The sequence below is a fragment of the Pseudomonas sp. D47 genome (assembly GCF_045447305.1).
Classification (GTDB): Bacteria; Pseudomonadota; Gammaproteobacteria; order Pseudomonadales; family Pseudomonadaceae; genus Aquipseudomonas.
The window spans coordinates 1-10,530 of the sequence record NZ_JBJGXU010000104.1 but is presented as its reverse complement, the minus strand read 5'-3'; the positions used below and the strand labels follow the sequence as shown (position 1 = coordinate 10,530).

Annotated in this window: 9 protein-coding genes; 3 read left to right on the top strand and 6 right to left on the bottom strand. The window is 60.3% G+C overall.

Going from position 1 to position 10,530, the window contains the following annotated elements:
- Positions 1-89: 89 nt before the first annotated feature.
- The 3 genes from copD to ACI77I_RS30830 are packed head-to-tail and all read right to left on the bottom strand — an operon-like array spanning position 90 to position 1,778.
- Entirely contained in the window at positions 90-947 is an 858-nt protein-coding gene (gene copD / locus ACI77I_RS30840) for a copper homeostasis membrane protein CopD (RefSeq protein WP_406999942.1), read from the bottom strand.
- A gap of 3 nt (positions 948-950) precedes the next feature.
- A complete protein-coding gene (copC, locus tag ACI77I_RS30835; RefSeq protein WP_094953587.1) occupies positions 951-1,316 on the bottom strand; it encodes a copper homeostasis periplasmic binding protein CopC in 366 nt (121 codons plus the stop codon).
- Positions 1,317-1,334: 18 nt separating this feature from the next.
- The gene (locus tag ACI77I_RS30830; RefSeq protein WP_094953586.1) at positions 1,335-1,778 is read right to left on the bottom strand and encodes a GNAT family N-acetyltransferase; all 444 of its coding nucleotides are present in this window, start codon (positions 1,776-1,778) and stop codon (positions 1,335-1,337) included.
- Positions 1,779-1,921: 143 nt separating this feature from the next.
- Here ACI77I_RS30830 and ACI77I_RS30825 point away from each other — a divergent pair, with 143 nt between their 5' ends.
- Positions 1,922-2,542: a TetR/AcrR family transcriptional regulator gene (locus ACI77I_RS30825; protein ID WP_094953585.1), complete on the top strand. Its 621-nt coding sequence runs from the start codon at positions 1,922-1,924 to the stop codon at positions 2,540-2,542.
- 118 nt (positions 2,543-2,660) lie between these two features.
- On the opposite strand, the gene preA is transcribed toward ACI77I_RS30825, so the two are convergent.
- The 3 genes from preA to hydA all read right to left on the bottom strand — a co-directional run bounded on the left by preA (position 2,661) and on the right by hydA (position 6,906).
- Complete coding sequence (preA, locus tag ACI77I_RS30820) at positions 2,661-3,935, bottom strand: NAD-dependent dihydropyrimidine dehydrogenase subunit PreA (protein WP_094953584.1); 1,275 nt, start codon at positions 3,933-3,935, stop codon at positions 2,661-2,663.
- Positions 3,935-5,302 carry an NAD(P)-dependent oxidoreductase gene (locus ACI77I_RS30815; RefSeq protein ID WP_094953589.1) on the bottom strand — a complete coding sequence of 456 codons (1,368 nt, stop codon included), beginning with the start codon at positions 5,300-5,302 and terminating at the stop codon, positions 3,935-3,937. The genes preA and ACI77I_RS30815 overlap by 1 nt, the downstream gene beginning before the upstream one ends.
- 164 nt (positions 5,303-5,466) lie before the next feature.
- The gene (hydA, locus tag ACI77I_RS30810) at positions 5,467-6,906 is read right to left on the bottom strand and encodes a dihydropyrimidinase (RefSeq protein WP_406999939.1); all 1,440 of its coding nucleotides are present in this window, start codon (positions 6,904-6,906) and stop codon (positions 5,467-5,469) included.
- 590 nt (positions 6,907-7,496) lie between these two features.
- On the opposite strand from hydA, the gene ACI77I_RS30805 reads away from it, so the two are divergent.
- Together ACI77I_RS30805 and ACI77I_RS30800 are read left to right on the top strand one after the other, a co-directional pair.
- Positions 7,497-8,984 carry an NCS1 family nucleobase:cation symporter-1 gene (locus tag ACI77I_RS30805; protein ID WP_242150800.1) on the top strand — a complete coding sequence of 496 codons (1,488 nt, stop codon included), beginning with the start codon at positions 7,497-7,499 and terminating at the stop codon, positions 8,982-8,984.
- Between the two features lie 142 nt (positions 8,985-9,126).
- A complete protein-coding gene (locus ACI77I_RS30800) occupies positions 9,127-10,410 on the top strand; it encodes a Zn-dependent hydrolase (RefSeq protein WP_242150797.1) in 1,284 nt (427 codons plus the stop codon).
- Positions 10,411-10,530: the final 120 nt, after the last annotated feature.

Sequence of the window (10,530 nt, the reverse complement as noted above, 5' to 3'; positions counted from 1 at the left end):
ACCCTAGCGCAACACAAAAAGTTGCGCAGATACCCATGGCCATCGCAGGCAAGCCAGCTCCCCCATGGATTGCATTTCAACAGAGATTTTTAGTTGGCCATGACCATCGGCGCAAGTGTGCCAAGCAGCGAAACGGCGGCGACCGCGCAAACACCCAATACCCACTCCAGCATCACACTGGCCTTCAAACTGCCCCGGCGCTCTTCGCATCGTTCAATACGTAGCCGGTTCAGCAACGCCAGCGCCAACATGCCCAGCACCAGCAGCACTTTGATCAACAGAATCAGGGCAAAGCCGTTGAACAAGGGCGTGGGCCACAGTTGCCCGGTCAGCACGCGCACGTTGATCAAGCCAGTCACCAGCAACCCCGCGACCAAGCCATAACCCACGCCGCTGAAGCGCCTGAGGATTGGCTCCAATGCGAAACGCTCAGGCTGCCTGAGGATCAACACCAGCAACAGCAACCCACCGAGCCAGGCGCCGACGCACACCAAGTGCACCACCTGGTTGAGGATCAGCAACTGCCCGCTCAACCCATTGAGCATGGCGCCGTGGCCGACGGGTGCCAATGTCGCCAGCAGCAAGGCGATCAATGGCAGGCGCAGCGCGGGCCAGGGTTTGATCAGCACGATCACCAGCAACAGGTTCAGCAACAGATGCCAGACCCACACCTGGCCAAAGAAGGTTTTGCCCAGCACCAACTTTACGGTCGCCGGTTGCAAGGCCGCCTCCCAACTGCCGGCCATGCTGGCGGTAATCAATAACAGCCAGGCCACGCCGGAGATCAGCCCCAACCAGGCCAGCATGCGGGTGATGCGGTGCAGTTGCCGGTCCAGCGCGGGGTGCGGTTCAGCGCCCAACAGCCAGGGCCTGAACACAAAGGCCCCGAACATCAACAACACGACGATGAAATGCAGGAAGCGGCACAGCACCAGCAGGGTCGCCATGGGTTATTGGCCGACCTTGAAGCTGTATTCACCGTTGCTCTTGTGAGTGTCGACTGACACCGCATTCCACACCACTTTGTAGTTGCCGGCGGCCAGTGGCGCGGCCGGCGTGACTACCAGGGTTTTTTTGTCGGCGTCTGGGGTTTCCAGGCCTTTGATCGCGATTTCGGTGCCGTCCTTGCTCAGGGACACCTTGGTGAAGGTGGCTTCGACGCCTTCGCTGAAGGTCAGGCGCAGGTCGGCGGGCGCGGCGACAGTGCTGTCGGCGGCGGGCGTTTCGCTTTTCAAGTGGGCATGGGCAAAGGCGGCCGAAGCACCCAGCAAGGAGGCGAGCAGGGCGACGGTGGTCAGGGTTTTCTTGATCAACATTGTTCAATACCTTCAGGTTTAGAGAGTCGGTAAAGCCATGTGCAGCAAGGGAAAGGGTCTGCCTTCGCCATCCAGCGGCGAACGCGCGACCTGGATAAAACCATAGTGCAGGTAGAAACCCACGGCCTGCGGGTTTTGTTCGTTGACGTCCACCGTCAGCGTGTCGTGGCGCGCGCGGGCGTGGTCGAGCAATTGGCGGCCGACGCCCTGGCCACGGCGGTCGGGGTCGATAAACAACATTTCCACGTTGTGCCCGCCAGTGCCGATAAACCCGGCGATACCGTTCTGGTCTTCATAGACCCAAACGTCGAGGGCCGGCATCGGCAGGTAGGCGTCGCGCACCACGGGCAGCAAACGTTGAATGTCATCCTCGGGGAGGAAGTCATGGGTGGCCCGTACCGAGCGCTCCCACAGTGCTCCCAGCACTGGGTCGTCGGCGGCCACACGCAGTCGAATAGTCATGGCAATGATCCTTCAAGGGGACCGCGATCCTAACCAATCCGTTTTGCAGGGGAAAGCTTCGCGTAAGAAGTTTCACTATGGGCTGTCGCCGCGATCTAGAGCGGATGGTAGTCTTTAACCCAAGTTGTTGTCAGGGAGCCCTTATGGGCAATCACAAGATCGGAATTCGTCGGGTCAACGTCGAAAAAATCCTGCTGGCGGCGGAGAAAATCTTCGCCGAGAAGGGCTACGGCAGCACCGCCATGGCCGATATTGCTGAAGAAGTGCAACTGCCGCGCTCCAACCTGCATTACTACTTCACCACCAAAAGTGAGCTGTACAGCGCGGTGCTGTTCGACTTGCTGGAGCTGTGGAAGCAGGATGCCCTGAGCTTTGAAACCTTCGATGACCCACGGGTGGTGCTCAGCAGCTACATCCGCGCCAAGATGCAGCGCTCGCGTACGCGGCCGTATGGCTCGAAAGTCTGGGCCAACGAAATCATCCACGGCGCGCCGACACTCGGTGAGGCGCTGGATGAAAGCCTGTACGACTGGGCCAAGATGAAGGAAGCGAAAATTCGCCAATGGGTGGAAGATAAACGCATCCTGCCGGTGGAACCGTCGAGCCTGCTGTACATGATCTGGGCGTCGACCCAGCACTATGCGGACTTTGATCACCAGGTGATGATTTTGAATGATCACCAGCCGTTGTCGGACATGCAGTTCGAGAAGGCGATTCAGACGGTGACCGCAGTGATTTTGCGTGGGATTGGGTTGGAGCCTTAAAGGTGTGGTGAGGCTTAGGGCCCCATCGCAGGCAAGCCAGCTCCCACAGGGGAATGCATTCCAAGTGTGGGAGCTGGCTTGCCGGGCCGCCGCATCGCTGCGATAGCGGTCTAAAGGACTACACAGCCTCCCGATACGGATTACGCGGATCCTGTGTCCAATTCAAAAACGGCTTGCCCGTCTCCACCGGCACCATCTCGATGCAATCGGCCACCGGGCAGGTGATCTGGCACAAATTGCAGCCCACGCACTCATCGTCAATCACCTCGTATTTATGCGTGCCGTCTGCCTGTTTCAAACTCGAGATGGCCTGGTGCGAGGTGTCCTCGCAGGCAATATGGCAACGCCCACAGCCAATACAGGCCTCCTGATCGATCTTGGCGATCACCTGATAGTTGATATCCAGGTACTTCCAATCGGTCGTGTTGCCTACCGCGCGGCCGGAAAACTCCTGCAAGCTTTTGTAGCCTTGGCTGTCCATCCACCGCGACAGCCCATCCTTCATCTCTTCCACAATCCGAAACCCATGCAACATGGCCGCCGTGCACACCTGCACCGCGCCGCAACCCAGTGCGACGAATTCCGCCGCGTCGCGCCAGTTGCCGATGCCGCCAATCCCGCAGATCGGCAGGCCTTGGGTCTGCGGGTCGCGGGCGATTTCCGCGACCATGTTCAGGGCAATCGGCTTGACCGCCGAGCCGCAATACCCGCCATGGGTACTTTGGGTGCCGACCACCGGCAGGGCGACCATGCGCTCCAAGTCCACGCTGGTGATCGAATTGATGGTGTTGATCAGCGACACCGCATCCGCACCGCCGCGATACGCCGCACGTGCCGCCACGCGGATGTCAGTGATGTTCGGCGTGAGCTTGACGATCACCGGCAGCGAGCAATAGGTCTTGCACCAGCGCGTCACCTGTTCCACATACTCCGGCACCTGGCCGACGGCCGCGCCCATGCCGCGCTCCGGCATGCCATGGGGGCAGCCGAAATTCAGTTCGATGCCGTCGCAGCCGGTGGCTTCCACCAGCGGCAGGATGTTTTTCCACGACTCTTCAACGCACGGCACCATCAGCGACACAATCAGCGCGCGGTCCGGCCAATCCTTTTTCACCTGGGTGATTTCCCGCAGGTTGATCTCCAGGGAGCGGTCAGTGATCAGCTCGATATTGTTGATGCCCAGCACTTCGCGGTTGGCGCCGTAGTGCGCCGAGTAGCGTGACGACACGTTGACCGCTGCCGGGTCTTCACCGAGGGTTTTCCACACCACGCCGCCCCAGCCGGCCTCGAAGGCGCGGACTACGTTGTAGGCCTTGTCGGTAGGCGGCGCCGAGGCCAGCCAGAACGGGTTGGGGGCTTTGATACCGGCGAATACAATCGAGAGATCGGCCATTACGCAGCCTCCACATTCAGCATGAGTTGGGCGTGCATGGCTTCAGCTGCCAGCTTGCCGTGTTGCACCGCCTGCACGGTGAGGTCCTGGCCGAGGCTGACGCAATCGCCGCCGGCATAGACGCCTGGGATGCTGGTTTGCAGGTGTTCGTCGACAAAGATGCGTTCGCCCACGCGGTGCAGTTGCTGGGCCAGCGGGTCATGCAAGGCCTCGTTATCGAAACCTTGGCCGATGGCCTTGAAGATCGCATCGGCGGCCAGTTCGAAGGTCTCGCCAGTGGGGTGCAGGCGACCATTTTCCATGCGCGTACGGGCGAAGCGCATGCCGCGCACGCGGCCTAGATCATCCAGCAACACTTCTTCGGGTTGTGCCCAGGTCAGCAGGCGCACCTGGTTGGCCTTGGCAATGTCCTGCTCATGCCCGGTGGCGCCCATGTCGGCCAAGCCGCGGCGATACACCAGGTTCACATCGCGGGCGCCGAGGCGGGCCATTTGCACGGCCATGTCGATGGCGGTGTTGCCGGCGCCGAGCACAATGCAACGGTCGGCCAGCGGCAGTTGCGTGAGGTCATCGGCCTGGCGCAGTTCGCGGATGTAGTCGGTGGCGGCGAGCAGGCCGGGGGCGTCCTCAAAGGGCAGGCCAAGCTGTTTGCTCGCGGCCAGGCCGACGCCGAGGAACACGGAGTCGAATTGCTGGTGCAGTTCGCTCAAGGTTAGGTTGTCACCCAGGCGCTGGCCGTGGCGGATTTCAATGCCGCCGATCTGCAGGAGGAAATCCAGCTCCTTCTGGGCAAAGTCATCCACCAGTTTGTACTTAGCGATCCCGTATTCATTCAGGCCGCCGGCCTTTTCCCGTGCTTCGAACATCACCACGTCATGGCCGTGCAAGGCGGCGCGATGTGCACAGGCCAAGCCTGCCGGCCCGGCGCCGACCACGGCGATGCGCTTACCGGTCGGCGCAGCGCGCTGGAACGGGTGCTCGCTGAAGTGCGCGTTGTCGATGGCGTAGCGTTGCAACAGGCCGATCAGCACCGGCGCGCATTCTTCGGCGTTGTTACGCACGCAGGCTTGCTGGCACAGGATTTCGGTGGGGCAAACCCGCGCGCAGCTGCCGCCGAGGATGTTGGCCGAGAGAATCTTCTGCGCCGCACCTTGCACGTTTTCGGTGTGGATATTGCGGATGAACGAGGGGATATCAATCTCGCTGGGGCATGCAGTCACGCACGGCGCGTCGTAGCAGTACAGGCAGCGCGAGGCCTCCAATTGCGCCTGGCGGGCGTTGAGCGGCGGCGCCAGGTCGGTGAAATGGCTGGCGAGTGTCGGCCCATCTTCTTGGGGATGGGGGAGGTGGGTCAGGGTCTGGATCACGGTTTTGGCCTCACGGTTATTGAGGTGCTGCCTCTGATGGGCGATCGTTCCCATGCTCTGCGTGGGAATGCCTCACCGGACGCTCTGCGTCCGCTCTCAGGGCGCGGAGCACCCCCGGCTGCATTCCCACGCAGAGCGTGGGAACGATCATCTGCGCTGTATGTTCAGCGCTTTACAGCAGTGGGCCTGGAATGCTCCGCCCGCTTGCTCAACTGCTCAAACACCGACGGGTACGCCGGGCGTTCTACATACCGCCCGGCCCCACGTTCGGCGCGCAGGTCGCCATCGGTCCAGACCAGTTTGCCCTGGCTGATGGTGTGGCTCGGCACGCCGCGCACGGTCTTGCCTTCGAAGATGTTGAAGTCGACTTTTTGATGGTGGGTCTTGGCCGAAATCGTGCGCGTACCGGCGGGGTCCCACAGCACCAGATCCGCGTCCGCGCCTACGCGGATCGCACCTTTACGCGGGTAAAGGTTGAAGATCTTCGCGGTGTTGGTGGAGGTCAGCGCGACGAATTCCTGCATCGACAGGCGCCCGGTGTTGACGCCTTCGTCCCACAGCAGCGCCATGCGGTCTTCAATGCCGGCGGTGCCGTTGGGGATCTTGCTGAAATCGTCACGGCCGGCGGCTTTTTGCTCGGCGCAGAAGCAGCAATGGTCGGTGGCGGTGGTGTGCAGGTTGCCCGATTGCAGCCCGTGCCACAGCGCTTCCTGGTGCCCGCGTGGGCGGAACGGCGGGCTCATCACGTAGCCGGCGGCGGTTTGCCAGTCGGGGTGTTGGTAAACGCTGTCGTCGAGCAGCAAGTGGCCGGCGAGCACTTCGCCGTACACCGGCTGGCCCTTGCCACGGGCGTAGGTGATCTCATCCAGCGCTTCCTTGGTGGACACGTGCACCAGGTAGAGCGGCGTGCCGATGGTCTCGGCGATGCGAATCGCGCGGCTGGCCGCTTCGCCTTCCACCTGGGAGGGGCGTGACAGCGGGTGCGCTTCCGGCCCGGTGATGCCCTGGGCCATCAGCTTGCGTTGCAGGTGATACACCAACTCGCCGTTTTCTGCGTGCACGGTGGGCACCGCGCCGAGTTCCAGGCAGCGCTCGAAGCTGGCGACCAGCGTGTCATCGGCGGCCATGATCGCATTCTTGTAGGCCATGAAATGCTTGAAGCTGTTGATGCCGTGGTGGCTGACCAACTCGGCCATTTCCTCGCGCACCTGCTCGCTCCACCAGGTGATCGCCACATGAAAACCGTAGTCGGAGGCGGACTTTTGCGCCCAGCCGCGCCACTGGTGAAAGGCTTCCATCAACGACTGCTGCGGGTTGGGAATCACGAAATCGATGATCGAGGTGGTGCCGCCGGCCAGGCCCGCTGCCGTGCCACTGAAAAAGTCTTCACTGGCCACGGTGCCCATGAAGGGCAGTTGCATATGGGTGTGGGGGTCGATGCCGCCGGGCATCAAGTATTGGCCGCTGCCGTCGAGTACTTCAGTGCCGGCGGGAATATCCAGATCCGTGCCAATAGCGCGAATTAGACCGCCTGCGCATAAAACATCGGCGCGGTAACTTTCATCATGGGTAATAACGGTGGCGCCACGGATCAACAGCGACATGTCGAGTTCCTCACAGGCTTGACCGGCTTGTGCCAGTTCTAAGTGTTGTAATGCTGCTTGCCGATAGTTGGTTAAAACCTGTCATCGGTGACAGGAATAGAAACTAGCCCGAGTTTTTCGAATGAGCAAGAAGATTTTTATTAAGCTTATAACGTATTTAACTCTATGATTTAAAACAATAAAAACTGTAAGTCACCAAAATGTAGCGACCGCTCACCATTTTGACGCACTTGACAGGTTCTGGTTTTGAGCAACATTTCTTATTGCAAATCAGACGCTTGAGACATGCCTCTTGACGGGGCCGGTAAATAAAAATAATTGTGTTGCACCAGATTGAGTCCTGACGGTTCGGGAACTTGCGCGTTATTTAGCCTGAGTAACGCGCCAAGTACCGAAGGCTCAATCGCAAAGCTGATAAACATCAGCGAGTTATAGATGCGGTGCGGGTTCAAGGTGGGTGGTCGGCACGGTTATTGAGTGCAGTGGCGGCTGGCCGGGCCCGTGATGTCATGTTGTTTACGAGGTACTCCGGCCATTCTGCGCAACGCGTGGGATGAGCAAAAATAATTCGAAAAAACCGTGGAGCGGCCATGCAACAGAACAGATCGCAAGTCATTGAGCGTAACGGCCTGTACGAACTCGACGCCGGCCCCGACGTCCTCGACAGCCCTCGCTATAACCACGACATGGCACCGACCAAGGTGCACGAACGCACCTGGAACAAGTGGCACATCACCGCGCTGTGGGTCGGCATGTCGATCTGCGTGCCCACCTACACGCTCGGCGGGGTGCTGACCGCGTACTTCGGCTTGTCGGTGGGCGAGGCGCTGATGGCGATTTTGCTGGCCAATATCGTGGTGCTGATCCCGCTGACGCTTAACGCGTTCCCTGGCACCAAGTACGGCATTCCGTTTCCGGTACTGTTGCGTTCGTCGTTTGGCATCCTCGGTTCCAACGTGCCGTGCCTGATTCGCGCGCTGGTGGCGTGCGGCTGGTTTGGTATCCAGACGATGTTTGGCGGGCTGGCAATTCACCTGTTCCTGGGCTCGATTTTCGACGGTTGGAAATCCCTCGGCGGCACCGGTGAAGTGATCGGTTTCATGATTTTCTGGTGCCTGAATTTGTGGGTGGTGCTGCGCGGCGCCGAGTCGATCAAGCGCCTGGAAACCTTGTCCGCGCCCTTGCTGGTGGCGGTGGGGATTGGCCTGTTGGTGTGGGCAATGCCGAATGTATCGCTCAGCGAGCTGATGGCGATTCCACCCAAGCGGCCCGAAGGTGCGAGCCTCACCGGGTACTTCATGGCGGGGTTGACCGCGATGGTGGGGTTTTGGGCGACCTTGTCGCTGAACATTCCCGATTTTAGTCGTTACGCCAAAAGCCAGAAGGACCAGATTCTCGGGCAGATTTTCGGCCTGCCGTTGACCATGTTCCTGTTCGCCGCCCTCGGCGTGATCATGACCGCCGCGTCGGTGAAACTGGTGGGCGTCAGCGTCTCCGACCCGGTGACCTTGATCGGGCATATCCAGAGCCCGGTGTGGGTCGCCATCGCCATGCTGCTGATCATCATCGCCACCTTGTCCACCAACACCGCCGCCAACATCGTCTCGCCCACCAATGACTTCCAGAACATTGCGCCCAAGCTGATCAACCGCACCACTGCGGTGATCCTCACCGGCCTGGTTGGGCTGGCGCTGATGAGCCATGAACTGCTGAAAAAACTCGGGCTGATCGTCTCGGACGTGAGCCTGGAGACCGTGTATTCGAATTGGTTGCTGGGCTATTCAAGCCTGCTGGGGCCGATTGCCGGGATCATGGTGGTGGACTACTTCATCACCCGCAAACAGCAGTTGGACCTGGGCGGTTTGTACCGTGATGACGTGTACCCGGCGTGGAACTGGAGCGGCTTTGTCGCCTTCGGCGTGCCGGTGGTGCTGACCTTGTTGTCACTGGGCAGTGATGCGTTCAGCTGGTTCTACAGCTACGGTTGGTTCACCGGTTCGGCGTTGGGTGGCGTGTTGTATTACGGCCTGAATGCCAAGCGCGGCGTCAGCCCAGTCACCGCCAAATCACCTTTGTAAATACGGTCAATGTGGGAGCTGGCTTGCCTGCGATGGCATCACCTCGGTTCGGCAGAAATACCGAGCCGCCCGCATTGCAGGCAAGCCAGCTCCCACCGTTGAGCGAGTCAATTCATAAGAAACGTAGCCTGAGGAGATCCCCATGAACGCTGCCCTGGACGTTCTGCAATCCACCCATCAGCACATCAACCGCGACCGCTTGTGGCAGTCCCTGATGGACCTGGCCAAACTCGGCGCCACGCCCAAAGGTGGTGTGTGCCGCCTGGCCCTCACCGACCTCGACCGCAAAGCCCGTGACCTGTTTGTGAAGTGGTGCGAGGACGCCGGCTGCACCGTGACCATCGACGGCATCGGCAATATCTTCGCGCGTCGCCCAGGCCGTAATCCCAACCTGCCGCCGGTGATGACCGGCAGCCATATTGACACCCAACCCACCGGCGGCAAGTTCGACGGCTGCTTCGGCGTACTGGCGGGTGTGGAAGTGTTGCGCACGCTCAATGACCTTAAGATCGAAACCGAAGCACCGCTGGAAGTGGTGGTGTGGACCAACGAAGAAGGTTCGCGCTTCCCGCCGTGCATGATGGGCTCAGGCGTGTTTGCCGAGAAATTTACCTTGGCGGACACCTTGGCCAAGGTGGACGTGGACGGCGTCAGTGTAGGCGATGCATTGAATGCGATCGGCTATGCGGGCACACGTCCTGTGAGTGGGCATAAAGTCGGGGCTTACTTCGAAGCGCACATCGAACAAGGGCCGATTCTTGAGGACGAGAAAAAAACCATCGGTGTGGTGCTGGGCGCCCTTGGGCAGAAGTGGTTTGACCTAAAACTGCGTGGCGTTGAAGCCCATGCGGGGCCGACGCCGATGCACCTGCGCAAGGACGCCCTGGTAGGCGCCGCAGCAGTGGTGGCTGCGGTGAATGCGGCCGCGTTGGGGCATCAGCCGCATGCGTGTGGCACTGTCGGTTGCTTGCAGGCCTACCCCGGCTCGCGCAACGTCATCCCCGGTGAAGTGCGCATGACTCTGGACTTGCGTCACCTGGAACCGGCGCGCTTGGATTCGATGATTGCCCAGGTGCGTAAAGTGATCGACGAGACCTGCGCTAAACACGGTTTGAGTTTTGAAATGGAACCCACCGCCGACTTCCCGCCGCTGTATTTTGACAAAGGCTGCGTGGACGCTGTGCGGGATGCGGCGAATGGGTTGGGCTTGTCGAACATGGACATCGTCAGCGGGGCAGGGCACGACGCGATTTTCGTTGCCGAACTCGGCCCGGCGGGGATGATTTTTGTGCCGTGTGAGGGAGGTATCAGCCATAACGAAATCGAGAACGCCGCACCGGATGACCTGGCCGCCGGGTGTGCGGTGTTGTTGCGGGCGATGGTGGCCGCTTCGGCTGCGATTGCCAGCGGCAAACTCGCTGCCTGAAACGCGAGATCGTTCCCACGCGCAGTGGGGACGATAATCTGTTTGTGTTGCGCTAAGTTTTTGACGGGTTTTTTAGGTAGATATGAGTACATATCCGTTGCTGCGGTAACGGCTTCGTAG

Coding starts and splice junctions, on each gene's coding strand:
- copD (WP_406999942.1), bottom strand. CDS start 947: ATGGCGACCCTGCTGGTGCTGTGCCGCTTCCTGCATTTCATCGTCGTG.
- copC (WP_094953587.1), bottom strand. CDS start 1,316: ATGTTGATCAAGAAAACCCTGACCACCGTCGCCCTGCTCGCCTCCTTG.
- ACI77I_RS30830 (WP_094953586.1), bottom strand. CDS start 1,778: ATGACTATTCGACTGCGTGTGGCCGCCGACGACCCAGTGCTGGGAGCA.
- ACI77I_RS30825 (WP_094953585.1), top strand. CDS start 1,922: ATGGGCAATCACAAGATCGGAATTCGTCGGGTCAACGTCGAAAAAATC.
- preA (WP_094953584.1), bottom strand. CDS start 3,935: ATGGCCGATCTCTCGATTGTATTCGCCGGTATCAAAGCCCCCAACCCG.
- hydA (WP_406999939.1), bottom strand. CDS start 6,906: ATGTCGCTGTTGATCCGTGGCGCCACCGTTATTACCCATGATGAAAGT.
- ACI77I_RS30805 (WP_242150800.1), top strand. CDS start 7,497: ATGCAACAGAACAGATCGCAAGTCATTGAGCGTAACGGCCTGTACGAA.
- ACI77I_RS30800 (WP_242150797.1), top strand. CDS start 9,127: ATGAACGCTGCCCTGGACGTTCTGCAATCCACCCATCAGCACATCAAC.